This window comes from Cloacibacillus sp. (assembly GCF_020860125.1).
Lineage (GTDB): Bacteria > Synergistota > Synergistia > Synergistales > Synergistaceae > Cloacibacillus.
Genome location: NZ_JAJBUX010000069.1, coordinates 41,821 through 68,550 on the forward strand (window position 1 = coordinate 41,821; position 26,730 = coordinate 68,550).

Here is a 26,730-nt window from a genome sequence, read left to right on the forward strand (position 1 = left end):
ACACCCTTTCATAAAACCAAAAGAATATCTTTTTTATAAATTATCGCTATAATTATACCTTAGAAAGCGAACAGCTTGCGAACAGGCTTGAGAATTTAAGAGCAGCCGCGCGGGTATACGCCAATTAGCTATAGTTAACATATTCGTGGAGTTGAGCCTATAGATGAATCTTGTAGAGATGAAGAGCGGAGAGCGGGCTGTGATAAAGATGCTGCCGGAGGGAGAGGCGGCACAGCGCCTTGAGGCACTTGGCTTACGAAGCGGCAAGGAGATAGAAAAGATCTCCTGCATGCCCTTTGGCGGGCCGGTAACGGTGATGTTGGAGGGACGCCATTTTGCTGTGTCACACAGCATCGCGGAGCATATCGAAATAGAAAAGGCCGATTCCCTGTAGCCTTGGGACCGGCAGGGAGAATAGATGAGCTGTAAAGACTGTAAACTATGCCTTGATAAAAAAGGGACTAAGCGGGACGGGGCGCACTGCCATTCATCCGCTCAGACGGAGATAAAAAATCCCCACGCGGGGCAGACCGACGAATGCGGCTGCCGCAAACGTATGCGCATTTTTCTGATGGGGAATCCCAACGTTGGAAAGAGCGTATTTTTTTCGCGCCTCACAGGGGTGCACGCGCTCTCCTCGAACTATCCCGGGACGACAGTCGGCTTCACGCAGGGACTCATAAAACACAAAGATATCTGCGCCGACCTGATCGACGTCCCAGGCGCCTACACCCTGGACCCGACAAACGAGGCGGAGGAGATTGCGCGCCGCATCATCGAAGAGGGAGCAGACAAGGTCATACTCGTCATCGACGCGACGGCGCTTGAACGCAATCTCGTAATGTCACTGCAGGTGCTTTCCTATCACATACCGGTGATCGTCGCGCTCAACATGACAGACGAGGCCCGACACAAGGGAATACTGCTCAACGTGGAGAAACTTGAGGAAGAGCTCGGAGTTCCCATCTACCAGACGGTAGCGACGACGGGAAGAGGAATCAGCGACCTCGTTGACAACCTTGAACGGGCGCGGATCAGCCCGATAGAACCGATGACGAAGGAAGAACGCTGGCAGAAAATCGGCGAGATCATCGCCGGCGTACAGACGGTGACCCACCGCCACCACACCCTGCTTGACCGTATCGAGGACATTTCGGTCCACCCCGTGATCGGCGTACTGCTTGGTTTTTTTGTGCTCGCGCTGAGCTTCACTCTTATCCGCTTCGTCGGAGAGGGGCTTATAAACTACATCTTTGACCCGATCTTTGAAAACATCTGGCTGCCGCTGCTTGAAAAACTCAGCGGCGTATTCGGCGACGGGTACCTGCGCACGCTGCTGATAGGAAAACTCTTCGACGGCTCCATCGACCTCGAACAGAGCATGGGGGTGCTGTCGACCGGCTTCTACGTCGAGTTCGGGATGGTATTGCCCTACATCATCGCCTTTTACGCGGTGCTCTCCTTCCTGGAGGACTTCGGCTATCTGCCGCGCCTCGCCGTCGTATTCGACGCGCTGCTCCACCGCTTCGGCATCCACGGATACGCAATCATCCCCACTTTGCTCGGCTTCGGCTGTAATGTGCCGGGGATACTGGCTACGCGCGTTCTCGAGTCGGAGCGCGAACGCTTTATCGCGGCAACACTCATCTCCGTCGGCGTGCCCTGCGTATCGATACAGGCGATGCTCGCCTCGACGCTCGGAGGTTTCGGCATGCGGTATGTCGGCGCCGTCTATTTCATCCTCTTCGTCGTTTGGCTCATACTCGGACGCCTCATGCACCTGACGCTCTCCGGCTACAGCCCTGAGCTGATCGTGGAGATACCGCCCTACCGCCTGCCATCATTCAAGGCCTGGATGAGCAAGCTCTGGTTCCGCATCAAGGACTTCTTCTTTGAGGCGACGCCTCTCGTGCTCGGCGGCATTCTGCTCGTCAATATACTCGACACCATCGGCCTGCTGGAGTGGATCGGCAATCTTCTCGCGCCCTTCTTCCAAACTGTGCTTGGACTGCCAGCCGCCACCGCCGTACCGGTGGTGATGGGACTCTTCCGCAAAGATATCGCGATGGGGCTGCTCATTCCGCTCGACCTTACGGCACAGCAGATGCTAGTCGCCGTCATCGTCCTCTCCATGACCTTTCCCTGCATCGCGACATTCGTAGTCATGTGGAAGGAGCTCGGCGTCCGGCGCATGCTTCAGAGCAGCGCGCTTATGCTCTCAGCCGCGCTGATAACTGGCGCGGTGCTGAACCTGATCCTGAACGTGCTGTAGAAGGGGAAAAAATGACATTCGCACGCATCATCCGCGGTACGCTAATAACAGCAGCCATTCTGACAATGGCCGTTTCGCAGGCGGCGGCGGATGTGGTGGTCGGAGCGCCGGCCACGGCGGAGATCGGCCAGCCCTTCGTCATAACGATAGAGGTCTCCGGCGAAAAGATATCCGACGTCAGGTTTTCGTGGCAGAGGCACGAATCCTTGCTGGTCCCGGAAGATACCGTAAACGGGCAAAGGTTTTCCGTGCTGACCGGCACCGATTTGAAGAACGCCAAGCCTGGGCCCAGCCCGCTCTTCGTCACCTTCACCGCCGGCGGCAAAAGAGAAAAGATCGAACATTCAATAAAGCTGTCCGCGCGTAAATATCCCGTGGAAAAACTGGACGTCGCCCCCTCGAAGGTCACGCCGCCAAAGGAGCTCTCCGAGCGTATCGCGCGCGAGGCCAAGCTCGGGCGCGCCGCGATGCAGAGCGACAGCGCGGGACAGGCGCCGAAACTGCCGCTCGTGCGCCCTGTGCCCGGCAGCTTCAGCTCCATCTACGGCAAGAGCCGTTACTTTAACGGCGAATTCCGGGGCCGCCACGGCGGCGTCGACATGCGCGCTAAAGAGGGAACTCCAATCAAGGCGGCGGCGGACGGTACCGTAGTGCTGGCGGGAAACAACTTCTGGTTCGCGGGAAACTGCGTCTATATCGACCACGGAGCGGGATTCGTCACCTTTTACGGACACATGTCAAAGATAAATGTAAAAAAGGGTGACGTGGTAAAGGCCGGAGACATCCTCGGCCTCTCAGGCAAGACGGGACGCGTCACCGGCCCACATCTCCACTTCAGCACCGCTTGGCGCGGAGAGTTTTTCGACCCTGCCGCGCTGATGGAGAAATAGCAAATAGCGGCAGACCGGCAGCTACAGACCCCGGCACACCTCAAATATCATCTTCCAAAGCTTATCTTCATCAACGGAGAGCACGATGCGTGCAGACTGCGCCCCTCTGGGGGCGCCTCCTTTGAAGGCCAGCATCTGTCCGTAGGAGAGAGAATAGTCATCGTTGACATCGACCGGCAGGGTGATCTCTTCCGTAATTACCGTTGGGTCGATGATTATCGCGGAGACGATCGTGTCCCATATATAGGTGACATAATCCGGCTCTGTTTTGAATTTTTCATAGCGGAAATTACGGCGCACCATTTCAAGGAAGACGGGATTTTTTATATTCTCTTCCGTCTCAGCATATCTCTTGGCGGAAAGCTTCACCTTTTCGCAGACGTCGAGGGGCACGATTATCTGCTCTTTAAAAGGACTCCTGAGGGCGATCTTTGCCGCCTCCGGGTCGAACCAGCAGTTAAATTCCGCGGCAGGCGTCACATTGCCTTCCTGAAAGAAGGCGCCGCCCATATAGACGACACGTTTTACGAGAGGAACTATCTCCGGCGCTTTACGCACCGCCTCGGCGATGTTGCCGCAGGGACCGATCGCCGCAATTGTCACCCTGCCTGGATATTTCTTCACCTGCTCAATGATAAAATCTGCCGCATGTTCTCCGAGCGGGGCGGACTGAGGTTCAAGCCTATAGGTATTCTTATAGACGGCACGCCATGATTCGGGCCTGGGATATCCTCCCGCTCCCTGCCAGTTGTCACGCCCGAAACCGAAGAGCTCGCGTTCCTCCTTCATATTGGCGAGACGGCCACCGCGAAGCGGGTGATTAACTCCCATTGCTACCGGTATCGTCTCCGCCCTGCTTATTCCCTCCAGCTGGCGAAGAGCAAAGGCGGTCCCCTCCTCCACCCAGGTATTGCCCGCCACAACGCTGACGCCAAGCAGTTCAACCTTGGACGACAGAGCCAACATTGCCATCGCCATACCGTCGTCGTATATCTCCACCATGTCGGAGTCCAGAATAACCAGCTCTTTTTCTTTAGAAGTATCCGCCGCGCAGGCCGATTTCACAAAAAATATGAGCAAAAAGAGAGTCAGCGTAATTAGGAACAGATTGCCTGAATTATCATAACTGTACATTACCGGCACCAGCTTTATCATTTATTTTTGCGATATTATACACTTTTATCAAAAGCTATGGACACAAAGATACAAAAAAGCGATGAAGATCTCGCTCCATACTTTGTTCACCGGCTTTTCCTAGTATGACGCACAGCTAAGATTCTCTCACATTTTCCCGTCTCCATAAGCATTTATCTCTTCGAGAACATTCGTGACACATCGAGCCGATCTTATTCTCCTTGTAGTGCGGCCCCAGACCTATTAGAGATGAGTTTGAGATATGAGGTATAAGGAAAGAGCTGTCGTTAAGAGAAAGCCCTATCTCCTCTCCGTGCCCCAAACGATAAAGATCACGCTGCCCCTCCACACTCCACCCATCTACAGAACCCGGCTGCATGGATGGCCCCACGCCCCAGCACCTCTCCGCTGCCAGCAACTCTATATGGGCGCGCATTTTGCCGGAAATTTCCGCCAGCGCCTGCACACCCAGGACATCAAGATAATACATCATGAAATAATCTTCGGCCTTGGCGTACTCATGCATAAGCGTGACCAGCGGGCCGCCGACGCTGCACAGGCACACAGCCACCTCCTGGGCGGGAATCAGGTAACCTGCTCTCGGACCAACGTACAGCTTTTCTTCGCTGCCTTCGTGGTGAGATATAACGATGCATTCCTCTTCATCACGCTCTTTCTTATATATCTCCAGCACTGACTTCAAATCAAGAACTTTGCCCCCCTCATCGTATGCCCGTTTGACCGCCACGATCATATCGTCGGAGGCCTTCTTCCTGCGGCTCCGCTTCAGAGAGTCAGCAAGCATATCCTGCCAGTCAAATTCAACTTCGGCAAACTTTATTATCTCCATCCTGCGTACCTCCTGTTTACGATAGATAAAAAGAGAGGTTCTTCACAAATTTTAACGGAAATTCTCTATGCGTGGCCAGTTCAATATGTTTTGCCGACGAGATAACCCTTCTGCCCTCTCTCCAATGTTCCGGATGGAGAATGAACTCTATCGCCCCCAAACCGGAGCTGTTTCCGACCGACTTGATTTTTTCGACCGGAAGCTGAGGCAGTATCCCAGTCTTCATCGCATTTTCTATGTTGAGGTAGTTTCCGAAGGCTCCCGCGAGAAATACCATGTCAATATCTTCCAATCTTTTTCCCGCCTCTTCAAGCATTATCTCGATGCCGGTTGCAATCGCGCTTTTGGCTAGCTGCAGCTCCCGAATATCTTTCTGCGTTATATAGATGCTTCTTTTACTGTTTTTTGAGAGCAGGAACCGCCTCTGCCCCACGTCAAGCCTCTCGTAGAGAGCATTTTCAGGAGACAATTTTTTCTCAAATTTTCCGCTATTATCGATAATATGCTCTTCAAGCAGCAGGGTTATCGCGTCTACCAGACCGGAACCGCAAATCCCAATGGCCGGAATATTATCTATCGTGGAAACATATATCCCGCCTGGTTCTTTTTTTATGTGGTCTATAGCCCCCTCGGAGGCACACATTCCCTGGGATATCTTCGCTCCCTCAAGGGCCGGTCCCGCCGCGGCTGAACAACAGAGCAAAAAATCTTTGCAGCCAAGCACCATTTCGTTGTTTGTCCCTATATCTATGAGCAGCGACAGCTTTTCCGATTTTGTCATTCCTGTATAGATTATCCCGGCAGTGATGTCGCCGCCGACAAAACCGGATATATTGGGCAAAAGACGGACAACGGTCTCCGGAGAAAGCGCCAGATTCATGTGTGCGGCGGTTAGAGTCGGAAATTCATGGTATTGTGGAGTAAAAGGAGCCCTGCCGATACTCGCCGGCGATACACCGGCAAAGAGATGTTCCATCGTGGTATTGGCAGAGACGACAACCTCTGTTATCTCATCTTCCGAGACGGATGCCCGCCTCTGCAGGTTGAATATCAGCCTGTTCACCGCGTCGACAGCTCTGCTCTGAAGCACCGCCAGGCCATCTTCCCTCTCCGAGGCATATCCGATGCGGGAGATAACGTCAGCGCCAAATGTCACTTGGGGGTTCATCGCCGATGAAACCGCGATTACCGTACCACAACTCTTATTGACAAGATAGGCGACAATCATCGTGGTCCCAATATCGACAGCGATAGAAAACAACACCTTTTCATCCTTACTGCCGTCGTTGTCGGCTGCGGCGCATTCTTCACCGGAAAGTATCCTCATGTGCTGCGGCTCCACGTCTGCCCGGATCACCACCATGCCTCTTTTTGCCGGCGTAATACAGGCCAGCCTTATGCCGGCCTCAATCTCTTCATCGCTAAGAAGCAGCCGTTCCCTCTCAGGGCAGTCGGTGACGACACCTTTAATCTTTACACGATACTTGCCGCAGGTTCCGTTTCCGCCGCACGGTTCAGCCACCTCGCTTCCAGAGCGTCTCATAAGTTCCCCCAGAGTTTCACCCTCCATCGGGTTCACTCTCGTACAAGAAATCAGGTATACAAAGTTGTCTGCGGTATCTTTCATTAAAATCATCTCCCCTCTGCGGACCAGACAAAAACATATTTATTTTGCGAGGTCTTCGGAAACGTCAAAATAGATATGTGTCGAAAGGTGAATCTTCCGTATTCCTCCGGCGACCAAAGCTTCAGTGTCTTCACGTTTGTGACAGACAACCGGGCGCTTTGCACCGGCATTCAGCGCCCGCTCCGTTACCCACGGAACAAGAGCTTCGACAGTATGGCTAACCGCTTCATCCAAATGTTCAAAATCTTTGATCCCTACCGGAAGATGGGCCCGGTAACCGCCGTCCGCGGCTAGCGGCGTAATCAGCACTGAGTACCGGAGAAAAAACGTTCCCACCGCGGCTCCTACCGCACCAGCTACACCGGCATTTTCCGGCTGTATAGCCTCTTCGGAAAGTATTTCCCCGATCCTCGGTATAAAGGCCCACGAGGGAGCCCCCACGCCAATCAGTTCCGTGTTCAATTTGAGCAGAAGCGCTGGAGGCAGGCTAGTTTGGGAAGAAAGCGCAAAATCGATGAGCGAAATAGCCCCATTATGGCGAGCAAAATCAAATCCCTGTGTGGAAAGCCTTTTTACAAAAATATTTTTCACGGCGAGCTGACTCACTTTTTCACACACCAAAGTACACAAGCCTGCAACAGATTCCAAGTTACCGCCGGCAAGTATCCTTGCCCCCAGCTCGGAAGCGCAGCTATCCCATTTACTGAGCCTGCCTAAAGCAACCAGCGCGTCCGTCGGAGTGAAGGCCGCAAATTGAATCAGCCCCCTCTTTTCCATCTCCTCAAGCTGTATCATTCCCATGTTCAAAAGTCGTTCATCTTTCAACAGGCGGCTTACAGTCGACGGTCTATCTCCTAGAGCCGACAATATCCTCTTCTCAAAGCTGTCGGAGACTCGGCATTTCTCTCCGCGAAAAACTACTATCGGTTCCTGAGAGGTACCCTCCGCGAGAATATCCTTCAGGCAGCTTATCACCTCTGAGTTATCGGCTGCTGCTGAACATAAAGAGCGGACACGCCTCGGACCAATCAGCAGTTCCTTGTCTTTTGAAAAACGCACTCGGCTGTCTCCGCCAAGGCCAAATGTAAAAATATCGATAGATTTTACAAGAGTATGATGGCCTCCGACGGTGGTTCCCCTCGTACCAATAACTGGATGCCCGCCCTCATCCAGATAAATGATATCCGTCGTCGTACCTCCGATATCCACTATACATGACCCTCTGACAAATCCAGCGGCCTTTGCCAGATAACAGGCGCCGATGGCACTGGCCGCCGGTCCGGAAAGTACCGTCTCTATCGGGTGCACACGTGCCCAATCCATGCTGACAAGAGAACCGTCACTCCTTACGACCATTATCGGCACATTGATACCTAATCTGGTACAGACGTCTTCGACAGAGTTCAAAAGTTCAATGATTATCGGGATAAGCCCTGCGTTCAGCGCTGCGGTGGTGGCTCTTTTCAAAGCGTCAAGCTCAGTAGCCAGCTCATGACCGCATGTCACATGGATATCCGGCCTTTTGGTACGGATAATCTCCCGCGCGCGTATCTCATGCGCCGGGTTGCGAACGGAGAAGAACGACGACACGGCCACTGTCTCAATTTCGGGCAGTATCGCGTCACAGATTTCACAAAATGCCGCCTCGTCAAACGGCGCCGCTTCGTTGCCCTTCGGATCATGTCCGCCTCTTATCTGATAGACAAGGTCAGTGCCAAATTTTTTTTCGTGGCTGTATTTCTCGGCAATATCTTGATCGTAGCCTATAATTACTAAAGCGCTGGGGCGAAGTTTATTTTCCACGATAGCGTTGGTGGCCAGCGTCGTCGCCAGATTAAAGGCTTTGATCTGCTCCGGATTTACCTCCGCAAGTATTAGTTTCAGGCCATTTTCTATAGTACCGGCAAGATCTGAATGCATGGTAGGAGTCTTCGCCGAGGCAATGGCCGTACCGTCAGCCTCGCTCCAAAAAACAAGATCGGTAAAGGTTCCCCCTGCGTCTATGCCAAGTATTCCATTTTGTTCATGAATATTTCCTATCTCAGCCATTCTGACCTTCCTCATTATTTTTATTATATAACAAAGCAACTAAGTAAATTATAATGTCTGGTTAAAAACTCCAAAGCCTAGGCCCGATAAGATTCGGTCCTAGACTGCTCAAATATGATTAACTCATCCTTCGATTATTTTTTTATTTTAGTTTAGGAGCTTCTACTTCAACAAATTCTTTCATCATAGCGTAAATTGCAAAAGCTGTTAATATCAAATATGGAAACGCAACACAAAGTGCCACCATCTGCAATCCCTTTATACCACCGGATTTATATATAATGGCTGCTGTAGATGACATCACTATGCTCCATATTATAATTCTTCTTTTAGTCGGGTTAACTGTACCGTTGGAAGATAACGTCGCCATTACCCACGCACCCGAGTTTGCTGACGTGATCTGGAAGGTAAACAGAAGAAATATTACTATCCAGTACCACAAATGAGTCAGTGGCCGAAATTTCAAGAATTCAAAGGTTACACTTGTAGGATCATTCATGACAACTTGTCGCAATATGTGATTAACATTGCCCATAATAAGTTCCAGGCCGGAACCACCAAAGGTCGAGAACCAGATAAACAAAATTATCGGTGGAATCCCCATTACTCCAAAGACAAATTCACGTATCGTTCGACCTTTGGATATACGAGCAATAAATATACCGCAGAACGCACCCCACGAACACCACCAGGCCCAATAAAAGACGGTCCACCATTGATGCCATTGCGAAAATTTTTCGTCAAACGGATCCATCAATAATGAATCACCAATAAAATTCTGCAGGTAACTACTAAGAGAAGAGAACATTATCTGAATGATTTTCGTCGTTGGCCCTAGACAAAACATTGCTGCTAGAAAAAACAGCGCCAAAGTTAGATTAATGTCAGAAACTATCTTTATACCTTTATCAACACCGCTGACAGCGGTAGCGATATAGATTATCGACATAAATATATTTACAATTATGTAAACGGTAAAATTGTTAGGGACTCCTAACGCATAGTGAACACCAGAAGTTATCTGACTACATGCCATGCCAAAGGCCGATGCAAGACCTGTAACGGTCAGTACCATGATCCACATATCTACAGATGTTTCCACAAATTTGCGGTAGCTTTTTCCCCTTAAGATTGGTTCCAAAAGGGAGCTAATAAGTAATGGCAATCCCCTTTTCATGGAGAAATAACCTAAGCCTAATCCTGTGAAGGCATAAACAGCCCAGGGGTGAATCCCCCAGTGCAAATACATAATTCGCATGCTCCATACTGCCGCTTCTGGTGTATCTGGTGTTATCCTTGGAGAATTCAGGTAATGATAAAGTGGTTCCTGTACCCCAAAAAATATAATCCCTACCCCTAAAGATATCGAAAATAGCATCGCTATCCAGGAATATAGAGAAAACTCCGGTTCGCAGCCATCAGGATCAAGCTTGATCGAACCAAACTTTGACAGGGCCAAGTAAAGTAAAAAAACAACATATCCTGTTACTACTCCTAGATATATCCAGTTAAAATCTTTTGACAGGATATCAAAGAGCCCTGTCATTCTACTTATAAATTCTTCAGGATAGAGTACCCCCACTATAATCACCGCTAAGCTAAGGAACATCGAGACATAACATACCATATTATTCTGTTTTTTATCGGCAGAGTTATTATTCAAAGCATTTCCCTCCTTTACAGTAATGAATTAGTGCAGGAAAATATAAGCAAATGTTTTCCTGCACTTTACACCTAGATACTCACGCTGATGTTAGATATAACCGAAGAACGGACGGTGGACGACCGCACTCTGGACCCAATCTATGAGTGTTATAAAATCATATACGGGCATCCTGACGGCTTCCTGTACGGCATATGAACATGGGGGATAGAGTGTGCATTCCAGCATGAACGCAGCAATCTCTGGCTCCTCCTCAACCATTTGAAGGGCACATGCAACAACGTCCCTTTCAAGCTGTTTAGGATTATAACCGCCACTATCAATCAATATTTCATTTGTCATCTCCGGAACGTCCGAACCGCCGCCGCCTTTAATGACAAGCCTGGACAGGTCGTGTACTCCGCAGTTTTTCAAAACGTTCGATTTGGGTAAAACATTTCCGTTTGCGCATATTACTCCAACTTTTTTATTTTCTGGTATAGAGTTTAAAATCATGGGAAGCTGCATCAAACTGGAGAAAAAACACGGAACTTTTAGTTCTTTTCGAACCATCGGGAGATAGTTGCCAAAATATCCACAAGCACCGATTATAGCACGACACCCCTGCAACTCCATCTCTTTACCAGCCTCTATCAGCTGTGCTAATACTTCCGGGTGCGGTTCTGGCTGTACTACATTAGGAATGGAAGCCGCAGGAATCGCCTTATAGTGAACCGGATATTTAAATGAAGTAGCATTTTCAACACTTCCCGGTGGTAGAGTGTAACCTGCCACACCAAACAGTATTATACCAATCGGAACACCGCCAAAATATCTACCCTGCGCATTCATGATTTTTTTGTCAGCGTTTTCTTTCTGATAAACGTACATTTCTTTCCCTCCCCAAATAAATAAAAATATTTATTTCAGCCCAAGCAGCATATCTGCTTCGATTACCGTACCTGAGGCATCCTCCGCGTAGCCGTCGGCTCCGATCTTGTTTGCCCAGTCGCGCGATACCGGAGCACCGCCAACGATTACCTTTATCTGGTCTCTTATACCAGCCTCTTTAGCCATTTCGATGAATTCCTGCTGCGCTGGCATCGTCGTCGAAAGCAGTGACGAAAGTCCTACGATGTCAGGCTTATGTTCCTTTACCAGCTCAATCATCTTTTTGTTAGGCACGTCTTTCCCAGCGTCGATAATGTTATATCCAGAGGCGTTCATTATCATGCCTACAAGGCTCTTTCCGATATCGTGCACGTCACCCTCGACAGTTGCCAGAAGCACCGTCCCGCGCTTTTCGATTTTAGTATCTTCCGCTTCAAATTTATCTTGGAGGCGTTTCATTATGTCGGTTGTGATCTCCGCAGCCAACAGCAATTCCGGCAGGAATACCTCCTCCTCGGCAAAGAGGACGCCAAGTTCCTGCAATCCGGCAGCCAACCCCTCGTTCAGGACTTCCATCGGCGTCACGCCATTTTCCAGAGCTTTGTCCACCAACGCATTCGTCTCCGTACGGTCCTGGTCCATCAACGCCGCGATGATTTTGCCCAGCATTTCCTGTTTACTCATGATCTCTGCCCCCTATCTAGCAATAATTTCGTCCATCTGCCGCACGACATCGGCGGAAATTTCCGGCGCCTTGTATTCCCTCATAAGCTTCGGATACATAGTTTTCGCCCGCTTGCGCATCTCCTTTGCCAGAGGATCTTTATCCAGAGCCAGATAGCCCCTGTCCATGATATGCGGCAGGAAACTTTCCCTCTTATAATTTTCTCTCGTATGAGCACAGCGGACAAAATCGCCCCCAGGTCCGACTTCTTTGAATACAGCAAGGTCACAGGCCTCCTTTGTCACCTCTATGCCGCGAAGAACCCTCTCGATCCATCCCGTTATCTCCCAGTCAATGACCAGAGTTTCTAGGCTGATTGCGTTTTCGTCAGCGAAAAGCCCCATCCCCGTGCACATATTTGTACCAGCAAGCGCGGGCAGCAGTCCCGTTCCCATCTTTTCCATTCCAAGCTGGACGTCTATCGATTTTGTATCCGCCAACACCGAACCACCGCCGCAGGGAAGTCCGTAGTATTTCGCCAGTTGGCTGGTTCCAACTCTGAGCATGGCAAATTCCGGCCCTCCATGGGAACAGGTGGCGGCGCGCATATCAAGAAGGCGTGCCCAACTGGCATAGACAAGGGGTACCTCCGGGTTGACGGCCTTCGCCAACACAAAGGCATTAAGTATTTCTGCGTTAGCACAGATAAGATTTCCCGCCATCGTCGCTGGTCCCGTTCCACCGGCCATTGGGCCTGACTCGATAAAGAGCGGAAGTCCAACCTTCGCTGTTTCTATTATGAGATCGGCGACATCCTGGCGAAAATGCAGTGGGCTGGTCAGCGTCACAAGCATCGTCATAAATGGTTTCGCGACAAGTTTGTCAAGGCCGCCGGCGACAAGCGCCGCCATCTCGATCGCCCTTCTGCAATTTTCAGCGTTTTGAGCCTCGGTTATAAAATGTTTGCTCGTATTCATGAGCAATGCTTTCGTCTCTACAAGGTCCACTACCGCAGACGGCACATCGGTAGGCGTCGCCGGTACGAGAATATAATGAGGACGTTCAAGCACGTCGGAGAGCTGGATTATGTCTACAAGATCCTGTGTCAGCACAGATCTGTACTGATCGGTATTTATATCCAGAACATTTGTCGCGATCCCGACAGTGCCGAAATAGACGTCATCACCGCCGATTACGAGCGGCTCCGGATATTTGCGGTTGTACAGCCGCACGCTGGAAGAGCATTTTTTCAGCGTATCGGTGATGACATAATCGGGGACGCGCACCATACACTTCTCCCTGTCAACATGCGCGCCGGCCTTTTCATAATAGTCCATCGCCCTTTCATCGTGGACCTCCACGCCTACCTCCCATAACAATGCCCGCGATGCCTGGTCGATGCACAAAAGATCTGCGTCGCTTAAAAGTTTAAAAGTCCCCATAGATGTGCCCCTCCCATTCAAAGTTTTTTTATCTGTTCCGTGTGGCTATTTCAGACGCTTGTTGATCTCAGCACAAAGCTCCTCTTTGGTCGGCACGATATTGTCAAATACGACTTCGTTATTGATGAGCATTGTCGGTAATGTAGAAACACCTAGCTTCTGCGTCCTGCGTATACCTGAAAGGCTTTTAATCAGAGTCTCTCTCCATATGATTCTGCCGTTAAAAAGCGGCTCCACAGACCTTACCGACTCCACCATGTATTGACACGGCGCACAGCCTTCTGAGTCGAGTGTGACGATCTCAATAAAGATTTTCCCATCTTCAGTTTTGACATCATCGTCTTCTTCCTCTGAATCGGCACATTGTTTAAGTGCCTCTTCCAGCGAAAGGAATCCAGAGTTCTTTTCCGGCACGACGCCATCCTGTACATAATTTCCTACCGCCTCAAGATTATAGAACGGGGTGTCAAATGGGAGGTCGCACCCCGGAGAAAGGATGTAACCGCGTTTACCTCCAATGGCGATACGCTCCGCAGCCTCCTTGACGCACTCCTCCGGCGAACCGAAAAGCAGCGTCGTCGTAAGTGCCATATTGCCCTCAAAACAGACATTGTATTTATCGGCCAACCCTGCCACCATCGCAAGGTCTACCTGTTCGTCGAACGCGATGCCATCAGGTCTGCACTGCATCATCAGCTCGATATTTTTTGTGGCGTTGCCACAGCAAAAAAGAGTTATAATACCGCCGCGTTCATGAACCGCGTTTACAAGAGGCTCAATCGTCGGAGTGACGAAGCGTTTAAAGTGCCGCGGAGAAATTTGGCTTGTCATAGGATCGACAACGGCGACCGCATGTGCCCCAGTCTCGAGGTACCACTCTGACATCTTCATTGAGATACCGGAACAATAAGCCAATAACTCCTTCGCATAATCCGGATTCTCGATCATACCCGTAAGAAAAGAACTTCCAGCCAGGTGCATCGCCAACGTAAAAGGGCCGCAGATGAGGGCAAAGACCGCCGTTGTATCACCTATTTCGCTAACGATTTTTTTCGTAGCTTCAAGACATAGAGGAATACGTCCTTTATCCTTTGTAAATTCAGGCAGAGAGTTAATATCGCCGCCATTTTCAAGAACATGCCCCACTACCGCAGGAGGATTTTTACGCGCCCATTTAAGCGAACATCCCAACACCTCCGCTTCTACCTGCAGATCAAAGACAGAACATACGCCGTCGGCGCGGTAGCGTTCTGCGGCAGCTACAACCCCCTTAACGATGGCGTCAGAATCTTTTAAAAAACTTTCAGCATCCATATCAACCAAGCGTGCGACGTGCACTCCCGTAAACGGCACCCAGGGTACTCGCTCTACCTCGCGAAAACGAAGGGCATTCATTACGAGTTCTTTTCCGCTCGCCATTCCACTTTCTCCCCTTTCTTTTATTGAAATTAATTCTACAAATAAATTAATAAGAAATTATTTCTACAAAAATTATATTATACTATTTCTCTTTGTCAATATATGTTTTGAAAATTTATTCCTATTTTCCCCTATCATATATTTTTATATAAAAATAAATAAAATTAAGGATTAAGTACATATGCAAACCATAGCGCTTCGTATAAAAGATAAGACATTGCGCGGCATACAGTTCAATATATATCGCAATGGCTCAAAAATTATAATATAATTACCGCTACATAATCGTTTTATGTTATAGTTTTTGTATTCTTCATGCGGATATCGGGGTGATATTAAATGGTAAGCGATAAAATAATGGAGGCGTTGCCCAAATTAACGAAAAAGCAGGCCACTCTTGGAAGGTATATTTGTGAAAATCTGTATGCAGCAGCCCTTATGAATGCTCCCATGATTGCAAAACAGGCAGGGGTAAGCGAGGCTACGCTGACGCGTTTTGTCTACACTTTAGGATATTCCAGTTTTTCAGAGTTTCTGCTGGATCTGCGCAGACAGACACAAGAATCCAACCTCAATAACCCTTTTCGCCAAGAACAATACGGGCGCAAGGACCGGCCTGTATATAAACGTGTTTTCGAGTTGGAAAAAAGCCTGATGGACGAGACTTTAAACACAATAGATCCTGATGTTTTTGAAACCTGCGTCGACAAGATAGCCACCGCAGATCAAATTTTACTGATTGGTGGACCGACGCACTCTTTTTTGACAGATTACCTAACAAACTTCCTGCCGCTTTTTCACGATAATGTCAAGGCCGCACATTCTCTTGACATGCCTTTTTTCGGGGCGTTGGAGTCGCTGACGGAAAAGTCCGTAGCCATTGTCCTGAGCTATCCGCGATATCCCGTTGAGACACAAAAAATGCTGGAGGCCGTCACAAGCAGAGGCATAACGACCATAGGTATCACCGACAGCAGGTTTTCTCCCATCATCAGATACTGTACCCACTACCTGTTAACACCACAGAGGTATTTGATGATTTTCGTCGACCCCAACGCACCAGCAATCACGCTGATGCACGCGTTACTCGTAGCCATCTACCAGAAAAATGAGGCATATATAAAGAAACGCCTCAACAACTACGAAAAAACAATTATTTCGTCCGATATGTTCGTATTTAAAGACTATAACTTCATGAGTAAGCTGTAAACAAAAAATATCATGCTTCATTTGCTGACAGCAAAGATTGGCGTTGGCTTTTACTGTGGCAAACTGTTTCCTATTCCACGTTTTCTCTTCGCCACAGGCATTCATCTCTTCGAGGACATTCGTGACACATAGAGCCAACTTTATTCTCCGAGTAATCCGCACCAAGCCCAATAACTGCGGAATTTGAAATATGAGGGACTAAAAATGTGGCTTCATTTAATTCTAAGCCAATTTTTTCGCCATGGCCAAGTCGGTAAAGATCACGCTGTCCGTCCACACCCCATCCATTAACAGAACCTGGCTGCATCGAGGGCCCCACACCACAGCCTATTTTCTCCGCCATCGACTCTACGTACTTTCTAGCGTTGCTGGAAACCTCTGCTAGAGCCTGCACACCTATAAGATCAAGGCAATACATCATAAGATAATCTTTTTTCTGTGAATAATCCTGCATAAGCACAACGAGTCCTGAGCCGACTGTGTTAAGTACTACAGCAACTTTTTCCGCCGGAACAAGGTACCCAGCCCTGGGGCCGATTAAGAGTTTTTCTTTAGCACCTCCGCCAAGTGACAACATCAGACATCCATCTAGAAGATCAATTTTTTCATAAACTTCTATCACAGACTGCATATGAAGAGCGGGTAATCCCTCTTTGTAAGCACGCTCAGCAGTCACTACCATATCTTCTGAGGAAGATTTTCTGCGTCCTTTTGAAAGTCTTGCCAGTATATCCTGCCAATTAAACGACACTTTATCTAGATTAATTATTTCCATCAACTTTCTCTCCTTCCATATTACACATTTGATACGGCAGCGTTTTCTTCACACACTTTAAAAACCAGTTCAGTCCATATATGCACACTGTTTCCGCCCGTGGATATTATTTCATCGTTCCGCTCGTATTCAATATGTGGAACCATGGCGCCTGCCTTCAGTGAACGCTCTCGAAGCCATGGAATCATCACCTCAAGCGTATAAAAAACTGCCTTTTCCACATCTTCAAAATCTTCAATATCAAATGGGAGATGAGCTCTAAATCGGCCACCGCCTATGGGGTTTATCCAAACAGTATAATTGAGTAAAAATGTCCCTGCGGCCGCCCCAACAGCGCCGGTAACCTCAGAGAACTCCGGAAGACTGAATTCACACCCCAGAACTGCAGCGGTATCCTTTATGAAGGCCCATGACGGCGCTCCGGCACCAATCAGTATACCGTCAAGTTCAAACCTGATTTGAGGACCTCTGGACTTGTCATTATATAGGGAATCAGAAATTAGATTACCGGCGCCGCTGTCACTGCTGATCTCCCTGCCGCTTCGCTCAAAACTTTTACATAATACGTTATATGCTATATGGTGAATGATCGTCTTATATACATCCTCTGAGAAAGATAATAAGTCCTCCCCTTTTGCAAGAGTCTCCGCTCCTGAACACGCAGCGGAAATATTCCACTTTTTTAGTTTGCCCAGAACATGAAGCATATCTGTCGGCGTAAAACCTCCAAAGGATATGAGCCCTCGTTCTTCCATACTTTCCAGACGCTTCAGTCCAACACTAAACAACCGTTCGCCTGTCAGCAACTCCTGAGCAGCCATTGGACCACCTTCGAGTTTTTTGGCAATCACACGTTCAAAGTCATCACAAAACGCTCCGTCATTGGAAGGAAAGACAATCAGTGGCTCATCAGCAAATCTGAGGTCATCTATTGTTTCAACTCCACCCACATAACTTTTCATAAAGCAGCGACAGAGTGGACAGACCCTGCGGGGACCGATAGTAATCCTGTCATTCCGCCCTCTACCGTATATACGGCTATCCCCTCCAAGGCCAAATGTGTAAATATCTATCGTTTTAATCAACGTTTTGTGGCTGCCTATGGTTGCGCCTTCGGTTCTCTGTGCCGGCGCGCCGTTTGCATCAAGATAAATAACATCCGTTGTCGTTCCTCCGATGTCCACAACCCATGATGGTTTGCCAAATTTACCGGCACACACCAAATGACTGGCCCCTACCGCGCTCGCAGCCGGACCGGATAATATACTCTCGATAGGATGTAATTTGGCCCAATCAAGTCCAACTAACGTTCCGTCGCTCTTTACTACGGAAATAGGAGCGACAATTCCTTCATTCCTGAACACCTTTTCAACAGATTCAAAAAGATCCATTATAATTGGAATCAGATTGGCGTTTAATGATGCTGTCACAGCCCTTAGCATCGCGTCGAGGTCAGATGACAGTTCATGTCCGCAGGTTACATACTTACCATTGAACATCGAACAGATAAGCTCACGTACTCTAAGTTCATGTGACGGGTTGCGCACAGAAAAAAAAGCTGAGACAGCAACAGACTCAGCGTGAGGAATATTTTCTTTCAGCCACGGGACAAGAGTTTCAATATCCAAAGCAGCCTTCTCGTTCCCTTTCATATCATGGCCACCACTTACCGCAATAATTCTCTCAGTGGGAAAGACGCCGTTTCGTCTTGCAGCACTCACCCTTTCAACGTCATAGCCAATAAGAATCAGCGCTGTTTCACGAATCTTATTTTCGACCAAAGCATTTGTGGCAAAAGTTGTTGCAAGACTTATTGACCTTATATCATTAGAAGCGAAATTTTTAAGGAGTTGCTTCAATCCATTTTTTATTGTATCTGCCATGTTTTCTTTGTCGGTAGGAACTTTTACAAAATCTTCCACCGAGAGTTCTTTCTCTGATAAGAGAACCAAATCAGTAAAGGTACCTCCCGCGTCAATGCCTAATATTTTACCGTGAATCTGACTGCCCATTCTTATGACCTCCAGTGACGCCTCTGTTTTTTAACTGAATCGCGTACGTCAATTTGCGCAGTGAATCAATGAATCTTGTCCTTATGGCAGAACAACTTATCGCAAAAATAATGAGCACACAGCCCAAAATTTCTGCAGCCGTCGGAATCGCATCGATAAGTAAAAAGCCCAAGATGAAAACGACTACTATTTCAAATGACGTTATTATACTCACAAAAGAGGCAGGAATATAGTTTAAGGCGGAATAAAAGAAAGCATATGCCACAAAAGTACTTGTGACAGCCTGAAATAACGTGATACTCAAGTATTGAAACGTAAAATTAGCAACATCGGCCCAACCAATAAAAATAGTTTTACATATAAAAAGCCCTATGCCGCCGAACAAATTTGAAAAAAAGAGGAGTTTATACTGGTCGATACGTTCTGCTTGCGCTCTTTTTCTTGTAAAAAATACCAACGACGTTATGCCGCATACGGACACACATCCCCACAGAATGCCGGATGTCGGCATTTCTTCAAGATGCGGGACGCCAGCGCCGACCACCGCAACATATACTCCACAGAGAATGAGGATGCCTGAAAAAATATCTCCCCGTCGTGGTTTTTCATGTGCAAAATATAATGACGTGATTGATGTGAATAATGGAAAAGTATAATGAAGTATGATTGCCTCCGATGCAGAGAGATACTGCAGAGACATAGCGTATCCTCCTGTATTGCATATTACAGAAAGAAATGAGGCAACTAAATAAAACTGTTCTTTTTCAAAAAATGCCTTTGTTAAACTTTCCTTTTTAAAAAATAAGAACCACACACCAAGCATACCTACTACGAAAGCGTTTCTTATAACCAAGGCGGACAATACATGTATATTGGCCGCCACCATTAATTTGGCGATGGGGCTTGCCACCCCCCAGAAAAACGTAGCCACTAAAACTAAAATTATACCTTTGAAATATTCCATCTCATATTTTTATATAAGCGGCATATTATCTAAGCATAATGCGTAGAGATAATATTAACCATCTCATCCCTACGCATTTATTAGAAAAATAAACTTACTTCCGATAGTTTCCGTTGTTAAGATATTCCAGCAGATCCTCTTTGCTCATGTTGTCAATGCCTAGGTAAGCTAAGCTATATTTGCTGGTTTCGAAGAAACTCTTCTTATGCATCGCACCTGCAAGAATTATCATTGAATCAATGACAGGCGTAGCTACACCATACTGAACGCCAAGATCATGATAGATCTTGCATCCAACCGGAACATCTTCCGTCAAGTAGCGATGGTTGATATTATTCGGACCTAAATTGCCTTCGGTCGAAGGCTGATCCAACGGAAAGACAACGTTATCCTTTCCGTCTTTGTTAAGTCCCATATATTCCTGGGTCAAAACGCTGCGGCGTGAGAAGAAGGATTCATAGGAATAGGATGGGGTACCAACACCAATTGCCTTTGCGATGGCTTTCTCTTCTTCGTAGAATTGATACTGTACTTCGCAAATGGAAGGACATAAACCATGGCAGTACATCGAGTAACTGTTCTTATCGTAGCCCCCGAAGATTTTCCCCCAGTTCTCCATTGTCGACACGCCAAGAATCGTAGCGGGAACATGGATAACAGGGTTGATATTGGCAAAGCCTATATCCAGTACGGTATTTCCCGCCTCCGGACCGTTGCCCTGTGTCACGGCGTCGATGCAGGGCAGATATTTCGATGATTCAAGAAAATCATCGATATCAGACATTGGAAGAGAGGCGCCCCTCAGTGTAATCGCACGGTATTTTACACCAACATGCGGGAAGGCAAAGCCGTTGACATTTTCGATTCTGGTTCCATAAGGTGCTGATGACCATCCGCCGATTATCACTTTCTTCGTACATCCCATCTCACGCATAAGTTTGCGCAGCAGCAACGTGGCAAAATTATCGGTAAAGATATGAACGACCTGTCCATCTTCCAGGTAAGGAATGAGAGCCCGGAAAAATGGCTCATGAGCCATCGCAGGCGCAGCGACTACGATCAGCCCCGCTCCCTTTACCGCTTTTTCTATATCACTTGTTACAATATCAAAGAACGCGCGGCCGGAACGCTCAAAACAGTACAGGTTACGCTGTACGCCATCAAGCAGAATGCCTGTCTTATCAATATTGGCAAGCGTCGTCTCGGCAAACGGCATCATGTCGTAAAGACGAACTTCGCGTCCAGCCAATTTTGCATCCGCCGCACAAGTCTTACCAACTGCTCCGCCGCCGAGAACCGCTATCGGCATATCTTTCAGATATTCCATTTTACTCATTACATGAACCTCCATAATTTAATTATGAGTTTTACTTTGAAACAGACAAAAGCTGTTTTGCTACCGTTACCGCCTCATTTGCATCAGAGGAGTAAAATCCGCCTATTTTTTCCGCATACATTGGAGAAAGCGGGGCGCCTCCGACCATTACAGGCATCTTGTCGGTAAGCCCCTCTTCTTTAAGGGCATCTATTACATCCTTCATTGTGGCCATTGTTGTGGTCAACATCGCGGAAAGACCTACGATATCAGGCTTAATTTCCTTAACCTTCGCAACAATTTCCGCGGCTGGTATATCCACACCAATATTGATCACTTCAAAACCGGCCCCCTCAAGCATCATTCCCACCAATTTAATACCGATATCATGAAGGTCGCCTTCAACCGTCACCATTAGAATTTTTGCCGACGGTTCTGCACCCGCCGCAAGCAACAAAGGTTTGATAATTTCGACGCCAGCCTGCATTGCCTTCGCGGATACCAACACTTCTGGAACGAACATCTCCCCGTCTTTGAACAGAACGCTGACCTCATCCATACCAGCAAGCAGACCATCGTTTAATATTTCCTTTGCCGGTATCCCTTCGTCAACTGCTTTCTGTACATTTGTCTTTACAGTACTGACAGCCCCATCTACTAATGCCTCGGCAATCATTTCCAGTATCTGGCTCATCTTGATCTCTCCTTAAATCTAATTTTTTAATGTTTAATCTATAAGTTTCTTCCACTTTTTTTCGTGTTCTGTCAGAATCCGCAGTATCAACGGATCGATATCCGGATTTACTGGCGCATTGATAAGCGTCAACGTCTTCTGCTTTATCTTCTGTGCAAAAGAATCAGCTGGTATCTCTCCGGTTAGACTTCTATCAAATATCCTGGAATACCAAACAGACTTAAAATTATCCAGAGTGGAATCCTCTTCAAGGTAATGTCCCCTGGGACCAACCTTTTTGATCGTATCAAATAAAAAGGCCTCGTCAGAACAGTCAATACCCCCCTGATAAACCCGAAGCATATCTAAGATTTCATTAGTATAGACATAGAGCTCCGGTGAGATAGCAGAGGCGTGATTCATGACGCCAAAGTCATGCACAATGTCGGCACCTGTAAGGGCTGTTGAAAGCACCGCCATAGTCACCTCAGACGCCGCCTGCATATCAAGATGCTGCGAATCGGTACAGCCAGCGGTGCCAAAGAATGGCAGATTATAAAAATCTGACATTTCAGCCGATGCGGCTATTCCGAAATGGAACTCAGGAGCGCCATACGAACCAGTAGTCGTTTTCATATCAAGCACAGTCGGCATACTTCCAGCGATAAAAGCTGCTCCTGGATATGCTATTTGCTGTATGACCAGTCCTGAAAGGATCTCCGCAAAATTCTGAGCTAAGGCAGCGGCAAGAAAGATTGGTGCCGTACCGCCGCGCATAGAATATGGCATATAAATACAGGGAACTCCGGCTTCAGAACATATCATCAGCTTCCTTAAGCTGTCGCCGCTGTGGTTAAATGGAGGTACAGGTTCACAGTAGCCAAATAAAAATGGTTTCTCTCTGAGAGCCCGCGCTCCGCCCTTTATATCCCTTGACAATTCAATTATGTCTTTGTAGCTTGGCGCATAGTCCGGACTAAAATACATCGGTTTAGTTGTATATTTCAAAGTATTGGCAAAACACATACGACCTGCAATGGCAGGATCGCAGTCTGATACAAGCCCATTGCTGGCAAGATAATTGACATTTGGAAGGGCGTCGGCCACCTTAGCTACGTTTGACGCTGTTTCCATCGTGTGCACCGTTATCTTGCCGCTGACCGGATCAACATACGTTAGGCTATTCGTAGAGCCGCCAAAGTATTTATTTACTTTGTTTATATCCATAGCAAGCTCGCCGTTCACCGTATAAAGCTTAAAAGAAGAGGGAACTGTCTTCAGCGCCTTATCCACCATAGAACCGGGAATGGAAACATAGCCTTTTCCAAGTTCTTTCGCCCCGTTGTCCAGTAGACGTGACTTGATCTCCTCATCACCGACGATCATGCCAATTTCTTCCATTATGCGCCTCGCATATGCGTCTATCTTGCGACACTTCTCATCACCCAGGATATGTAGCTTATATTCTGGTGAAATGTAATGCCTAACACTTTCTTTTTTTACTTTTCTCATAATAACAACTCCTTCGCAAACAACCTGCTAGTTGGACAAATCAAGTCCTTTAAGGATGTCGGCCGCCGCAGAAAATTTTTCAATGTTCATGACATTTTCATAAAATGCTTCCGTCTTGGCTTCGCCAAGCACAGGAGAGACAAAACGCATATATTTTTCTTTTATTGACACATCGTCAAATGGCTTATAATTATAATCACCTTCTGGCTGCATGGCTTCGCTTTTATAGACAGCACCGTCATTCATAGTTATTTCTAGTCTAGTTTTGCTGGTGGTAGGAAAAAGTGCCTGAAGTTCAGGGTCATGCTCAACTTTCATCTTGGACATTAACGTTAAGATCTTTTCATTCCTAAACTCATTTAATACTTGGCGAGGACCAACCTGACCGTAGACAAGATAAGAGGCTATCGGAAAACCAATATTATACTGTGCGTTTTCAGTATTGGAGGGTTCAGAATATGGCAGTCTGATAGCCTCTTCAAAAGAGCATATTTTTATCTCCGCTATGTCGTTTACATCACAATGGTACTTGTCAAGTAGATTTTTCGCTGCATAGGCGCCAGCGTGAGTCCAACGGCAGGCACAGAATGGTTTGAAATAGTTTTGTTCAGCTCTGTATTTCTTACCGAGAGTATCTATTTCTGGTTCAGCCTCTTTAAATGTAAAGAGCGGCGGTATGCCAGTATGGCCCTTTTCGGCCATAAGTGCTGAAACCGTGCCGGACATACTGCCCCAGGAAATTGCATCCTTCAGCATATTCGGGTAATCGACTCCGCGCATCATCGGAGAATAGGCACCCCATCCTTCTGCTATGCCAAGTGCGTGGAAAAATGTCTCCATATCGTATTTTTTTATATTGCAGTGTCCCGCAACGATGCCAAGTCCACTCCATGAACCTGTAGAATGATAATCCGGCCGCAGTTTATGTACTAGAACAGAGGCACGGATTCCAATCTCATAGGCGACAAGCAGCGCGTCAAGAAAACGTTCTCCCGAAAGCTGCATATCTTCCGCCAATGCGAATATCGCAGGAAGTATAGAAGCACTGCAGTGTCCCTTTGTTGGTCTGTTACCGTCGTCACAGTCCAAAGCATTGGCGGACGCGCCATTCGCGAAAGCAGCTCCCACCATTGCCAGCTTACCTCTCTGTCCTAGGACAGTACATTTTCCAGGAGCATATTGAGCATTAGCAACCTCACGCGTAATGCGGCTTACCGGTGCCTCCGTGCCTGCAATAATGGCTCCAAACGTGTCAACGACTATTCGTTTCAACATTGCTTGAATGTGTTGTGGCGCCTTTAAAAAACGCTCGTTCAACACATATTCATAGAGCTGTTCACTGTGTTTGTTGAGATATTCTTTCATTACTATGACACCTTTCTCTAAAATTTTCATACAAATGTAATTCGCATTACTTACCTAAGATACCCAACGTGATGCCTAACACAAAACAATTTTTTGCTTCTTAATTATTAACATGAAATGTTTTATTTCTTATATTATATTATATGAAATGAAATATTTCAAGTCCTAAATATAAAAATCTGATTTGATTTATTCATTAATATCAATACACTCTCATTGATATATACTTATTGATTTTTATGTTAGTTATTAATTACAATTAGTAGATTCTCGAGGTAGGTACTGTTTTTTGATATGTTTTAAAATATTCTTTGCATGTACATTATTTGCATCCAACTTTAACGACTTCTCAGCAGCTTCATTCGCATCACTAATGGAACCTGCACACGCAAGGGCGGTTGCTAAATAAAACCAATACATACTGTCGTATTTTAATTCATCACCAATATTCTCTAAATGTTTTATAGCATCAAAATACCTTTTATCATTGAGCAAATCAATTGCCTTTATAAATCTATTGTATGCTATTTTTCTTTTTATTTTACCCCAAGTATATATAAAAAATAACATTATTATCATCGATAAAATGAAATTTATGAAACCCATTTTTTCGCCTCCCTAATAAAGAACCCTGCCTAACTATGGCAGGGCTTTTTATCTCTTTATAAAATAAAATCACATCATGCAGGATTTTTCTCCAGAGAAGACTGGAAATCTTTGATGACTGCCTCTTCTCCCTCACGTAATGCTGTGGGAGGCACCTTACCGTAATATCCGCAAGTTACAGCCGACAATAAGAAACAACCAACCGCTGCAACTGTGAGAACGATGGCTGGTGCCCAGATAATTCCGTTGGCCACAAGGCTAGGAACTATAGACACTATCGCTATTTCAAAGAATGAGATGAACACATACGCTAGGCCATAGTCTTCAAGCGTTTTTGTTTTAAAACTTGGGTCAACGACCCGTAACAGTGTAACTCCCATCGCAACAACTCCGGTGTTCCATCCAAAGACAAAGATGCTGCGCTCAAACCAAAAATTATGAAACAGCCTGCGGCCAAGAACCATACAGACCATCACACAGGATAGAGCACCAAAACTGAATAGCAACAACATTGGGACAGCATACTTAACAACGACAGAAATTTGAATGCTTGCTACGCCAAAAGCTACAAGATAGTCAGTAACCCATGAACCGATACGGTTGGTCACATGTTTATCTACATAATTTCCCAGTTTCATACCGTCTAATAGTTTTTGTATGACAACACCAGCCAGCATAGAAAGACACATCATAGGTATCTCATACTTACCAGGCATAACCGTTTTGGTCAAATTATAAACGTAATATCCTATTGCAAAGGCCGCCATTACCAGGGCAAAATGCCATGTAAAAGGATCCAGCGCAATAGGATTAACTGTTTCTTTGCCCATCGATACACGTTCTTTTTCAGGGACAAAACCGGTAAGCATGCTTTCAGGAAGACTTGACACATCTTTTACTAATCTGGTCCAGCCTTTTCTTGTGGCTATATTTATAAGTATCATTCCACCAATAATACCTGTTAGCAATCCAACCGTCGCAGAGGTATAGCCTACTGTCATTGCCTCTTCCCAGCCATAATTCTGAAACGTCTGCCCAATTGCTGTGGCATAACCATGGCCACCGACAAATCCTGCCGGCAACATGATTGCAAACCCCTGATTCAGTGAAGGGAACAGCGGCGCCAACACCAGAAGCCCAAACAAAAGAGCCGCGCCGAACTGCCAAAACTCTGAACCTAGATTATAAAAAAACGTATCGCCGATCTCCTTGACTACATTTCCGAATTTAACTTTCGGGGCATTCTCTTCTTTGCCAAGAAAGAGCCCGGCAAATAGAACGACTACTAGAAGGTAGGGGTAGGAAGACATATACGGCGAACCGTTTTCTCTCACCGCAAACGGCAAAATATCAAGGAACTGCCAACCGCAGAACAATGCTATAAAACCGGCTATAAGTGAAGACGGCATATATATATAT

At 47.0% G+C, this 26,730-nt stretch carries 21 protein-coding genes and 1 pseudogene; 4 read left to right on the top strand and 18 right to left on the bottom strand.

Going from position 1 to position 26,730, the window contains the following annotated elements:
* Positions 1-163: 163 nt before the first annotated feature.
* The 3 genes from LIO98_RS08680 to LIO98_RS08690 are packed head-to-tail and all read left to right on the top strand — an operon-like array spanning position 164 to position 3,162.
* Entirely contained in the window at positions 164-394 is a 231-nt protein-coding gene (locus LIO98_RS08680) for a FeoA family protein (protein ID WP_168951289.1), read from the top strand.
* 24 nt (positions 395-418) lie between these two features.
* Positions 419-2,272 (top strand): ferrous iron transporter B, encoded by a 1,854-nt coding sequence (locus tag LIO98_RS08685; protein ID WP_291955599.1) that lies wholly within the window; start codon positions 419-421, stop codon positions 2,270-2,272.
* A gap of 11 nt (positions 2,273-2,283) precedes the next feature.
* Complete coding sequence (locus LIO98_RS08690) at positions 2,284-3,162, top strand: M23 family metallopeptidase (RefSeq protein ID WP_291955601.1); 879 nt, start codon at positions 2,284-2,286, stop codon at positions 3,160-3,162.
* 21 nt (positions 3,163-3,183) lie between these two features.
* Here the strand turns inward: LIO98_RS08690 and LIO98_RS08695 are convergent, their stop codons facing one another.
* The 9 genes from LIO98_RS08695 to LIO98_RS08735 all read right to left on the bottom strand — a co-directional run bounded on the left by LIO98_RS08695 (position 3,184) and on the right by LIO98_RS08735 (position 14,880).
* Positions 3,184-4,317, bottom strand: coding sequence for a nucleoside hydrolase (locus LIO98_RS08695; protein ID WP_291955602.1), 1,134 nt, complete (start codon positions 4,315-4,317; stop codon positions 3,184-3,186).
* Positions 4,318-4,432: 115 nt separating this feature from the next.
* Entirely contained in the window at positions 4,433-5,146 is a 714-nt protein-coding gene (locus LIO98_RS08700) for a hypothetical protein (RefSeq protein WP_273310247.1), read from the bottom strand.
* Positions 5,147-5,162: 16 nt separating this feature from the next.
* Positions 5,163-6,773 carry an ASKHA domain-containing protein gene (locus LIO98_RS08705; protein ID WP_291955606.1) on the bottom strand — a complete coding sequence of 537 codons (1,611 nt, stop codon included), beginning with the start codon at positions 6,771-6,773 and terminating at the stop codon, positions 5,163-5,165.
* 39 nt (positions 6,774-6,812) lie between these two features.
* Complete coding sequence (locus LIO98_RS08710; protein ID WP_291955609.1) at positions 6,813-8,822, bottom strand: hydantoinase/oxoprolinase family protein; 2,010 nt, start codon at positions 8,820-8,822, stop codon at positions 6,813-6,815.
* Between the two features lie 142 nt (positions 8,823-8,964).
* Positions 8,965-10,485 carry a BCCT family transporter gene (locus LIO98_RS08715; RefSeq protein WP_291955612.1) on the bottom strand — a complete coding sequence of 507 codons (1,521 nt, stop codon included), beginning with the start codon at positions 10,483-10,485 and terminating at the stop codon, positions 8,965-8,967.
* 90 nt (positions 10,486-10,575) lie between these two features.
* Positions 10,576-11,355: an aspartate/glutamate racemase family protein gene (locus tag LIO98_RS08720; protein ID WP_291955614.1), complete on the bottom strand. Its 780-nt coding sequence runs from the start codon at positions 11,353-11,355 to the stop codon at positions 10,576-10,578.
* Between the two features lie 30 nt (positions 11,356-11,385).
* Complete coding sequence (locus LIO98_RS08725) at positions 11,386-12,039, bottom strand: corrinoid protein (protein WP_277001988.1); 654 nt, start codon at positions 12,037-12,039, stop codon at positions 11,386-11,388.
* A gap of 12 nt (positions 12,040-12,051) precedes the next feature.
* A complete protein-coding gene (locus LIO98_RS08730) occupies positions 12,052-13,461 on the bottom strand; it encodes a trimethylamine methyltransferase family protein (RefSeq protein WP_291955616.1) in 1,410 nt (469 codons plus the stop codon).
* A 45-nt stretch (positions 13,462-13,506) separates the two neighbouring features.
* Complete coding sequence (locus LIO98_RS08735) at positions 13,507-14,880, bottom strand: uroporphyrinogen decarboxylase family protein (RefSeq protein ID WP_291955619.1); 1,374 nt, start codon at positions 14,878-14,880, stop codon at positions 13,507-13,509.
* A gap of 339 nt (positions 14,881-15,219) precedes the next feature.
* Between LIO98_RS08735 and LIO98_RS08740 the strand changes: the two genes are divergently transcribed.
* On the top strand, positions 15,220-16,089 hold the full coding sequence (locus LIO98_RS08740) for a MurR/RpiR family transcriptional regulator (RefSeq protein WP_291955622.1): 870 nt from the start codon (positions 15,220-15,222) through the stop codon (positions 16,087-16,089).
* 70 nt (positions 16,090-16,159) lie between these two features.
* On the opposite strand, the gene LIO98_RS08745 is transcribed toward LIO98_RS08740, so the two are convergent.
* The 9 genes and pseudogenes from LIO98_RS08745 to LIO98_RS08785 all read right to left on the bottom strand — a co-directional run.
* Complete coding sequence (locus tag LIO98_RS08745) at positions 16,160-16,864, bottom strand: hypothetical protein (protein WP_291955625.1); 705 nt, start codon at positions 16,862-16,864, stop codon at positions 16,160-16,162.
* A gap of 20 nt (positions 16,865-16,884) precedes the next feature.
* Complete coding sequence (locus LIO98_RS08750; protein WP_291955628.1) at positions 16,885-18,876, bottom strand: hydantoinase/oxoprolinase family protein; 1,992 nt, start codon at positions 18,874-18,876, stop codon at positions 16,885-16,887.
* Positions 18,854-19,840 (bottom strand): DMT family transporter, encoded by a 987-nt coding sequence (locus tag LIO98_RS08755; RefSeq protein WP_291955631.1) that lies wholly within the window; start codon positions 19,838-19,840, stop codon positions 18,854-18,856. Before LIO98_RS08755 ends, LIO98_RS08750 begins: the two co-directional genes overlap by 23 nt.
* A gap of 94 nt (positions 19,841-19,934) precedes the next feature.
* Positions 19,935-21,176, bottom strand: a complete 1,242-nt coding sequence (locus LIO98_RS08760; protein WP_291955633.1) for an NAD/NADP-dependent octopine/nopaline dehydrogenase family protein — start codon at positions 21,174-21,176, stop codon at positions 19,935-19,937.
* A gap of 31 nt (positions 21,177-21,207) precedes the next feature.
* Positions 21,208-21,849 carry a corrinoid protein gene (locus LIO98_RS08765; RefSeq protein ID WP_273310265.1) on the bottom strand — a complete coding sequence of 214 codons (642 nt, stop codon included), beginning with the start codon at positions 21,847-21,849 and terminating at the stop codon, positions 21,208-21,210.
* A 33-nt stretch (positions 21,850-21,882) separates the two neighbouring features.
* Entirely contained in the window at positions 21,883-23,340 is a 1,458-nt protein-coding gene (locus LIO98_RS08770) for a trimethylamine methyltransferase family protein (RefSeq protein WP_291955636.1), read from the bottom strand.
* A 27-nt stretch (positions 23,341-23,367) separates the two neighbouring features.
* Entirely contained in the window at positions 23,368-24,735 is a 1,368-nt protein-coding gene (locus LIO98_RS08775; protein WP_291955639.1) for an MmgE/PrpD family protein, read from the bottom strand.
* A gap of 219 nt (positions 24,736-24,954) precedes the next feature.
* Positions 24,955-25,311, bottom strand: coding sequence for a hypothetical protein (locus LIO98_RS08780; protein ID WP_291955642.1), 357 nt, complete (start codon positions 25,309-25,311; stop codon positions 24,955-24,957).
* Positions 25,312-25,385: 74 nt separating this feature from the next.
* Positions 25,386-26,730 (bottom strand): annotated as a pseudogene (locus tag LIO98_RS08785) (hypothetical protein); the annotation flags it as partial.

Coding starts and splice junctions, on each gene's coding strand:
- LIO98_RS08680 (WP_168951289.1), top strand. CDS start 164: ATGAATCTTGTAGAGATGAAGAGCGGAGAGCGGGCTGTGATAAAGATG.
- LIO98_RS08685 (WP_291955599.1), top strand. CDS start 419: ATGAGCTGTAAAGACTGTAAACTATGCCTTGATAAAAAAGGGACTAAG.
- LIO98_RS08690 (WP_291955601.1), top strand. CDS start 2,284: ATGACATTCGCACGCATCATCCGCGGTACGCTAATAACAGCAGCCATT.
- LIO98_RS08695 (WP_291955602.1), bottom strand. CDS start 4,317: ATGATAAAGCTGGTGCCGGTAATGTACAGTTATGATAATTCAGGCAAT.
- LIO98_RS08700 (WP_273310247.1), bottom strand. CDS start 5,146: ATGGAGATAATAAAGTTTGCCGAAGTTGAATTTGACTGGCAGGATATG.
- LIO98_RS08705 (WP_291955606.1), bottom strand. CDS start 6,773: ATGAAAGATACCGCAGACAACTTTGTATACCTGATTTCTTGTACGAGA.
- LIO98_RS08710 (WP_291955609.1), bottom strand. CDS start 8,822: ATGGCTGAGATAGGAAATATTCATGAACAAAATGGAATACTTGGCATA.
- LIO98_RS08720 (WP_291955614.1), bottom strand. CDS start 11,355: ATGTACGTTTATCAGAAAGAAAACGCTGACAAAAAAATCATGAATGCG.
- LIO98_RS08725 (WP_277001988.1), bottom strand. CDS start 12,039: ATGAGTAAACAGGAAATGCTGGGCAAAATCATCGCGGCGTTGATGGAC.
- LIO98_RS08730 (WP_291955616.1), bottom strand. CDS start 13,461: ATGGGGACTTTTAAACTTTTAAGCGACGCAGATCTTTTGTGCATCGAC.
- LIO98_RS08735 (WP_291955619.1), bottom strand. CDS start 14,880: ATGGCGAGCGGAAAAGAACTCGTAATGAATGCCCTTCGTTTTCGCGAG.
- LIO98_RS08740 (WP_291955622.1), top strand. CDS start 15,220: ATGGTAAGCGATAAAATAATGGAGGCGTTGCCCAAATTAACGAAAAAG.
- LIO98_RS08745 (WP_291955625.1), bottom strand. CDS start 16,864: ATGGAAATAATTAATCTAGATAAAGTGTCGTTTAATTGGCAGGATATA.
- LIO98_RS08750 (WP_291955628.1), bottom strand. CDS start 18,876: ATGGGCAGTCAGATTCACGGTAAAATATTAGGCATTGACGCGGGAGGT.
- LIO98_RS08755 (WP_291955631.1), bottom strand. CDS start 19,840: ATGGAATATTTCAAAGGTATAATTTTAGTTTTAGTGGCTACGTTTTTC.
- LIO98_RS08760 (WP_291955633.1), bottom strand. CDS start 21,176: ATGAGTAAAATGGAATATCTGAAAGATATGCCGATAGCGGTTCTCGGC.
- LIO98_RS08765 (WP_273310265.1), bottom strand. CDS start 21,849: ATGAGCCAGATACTGGAAATGATTGCCGAGGCATTAGTAGATGGGGCT.
- LIO98_RS08770 (WP_291955636.1), bottom strand. CDS start 23,340: ATGAGAAAAGTAAAAAAAGAAAGTGTTAGGCATTACATTTCACCAGAA.
- LIO98_RS08775 (WP_291955639.1), bottom strand. CDS start 24,735: ATGAAAATTTTAGAGAAAGGTGTCATAGTAATGAAAGAATATCTCAAC.
- LIO98_RS08780 (WP_291955642.1), bottom strand. CDS start 25,311: ATGGGTTTCATAAATTTCATTTTATCGATGATAATAATGTTATTTTTT.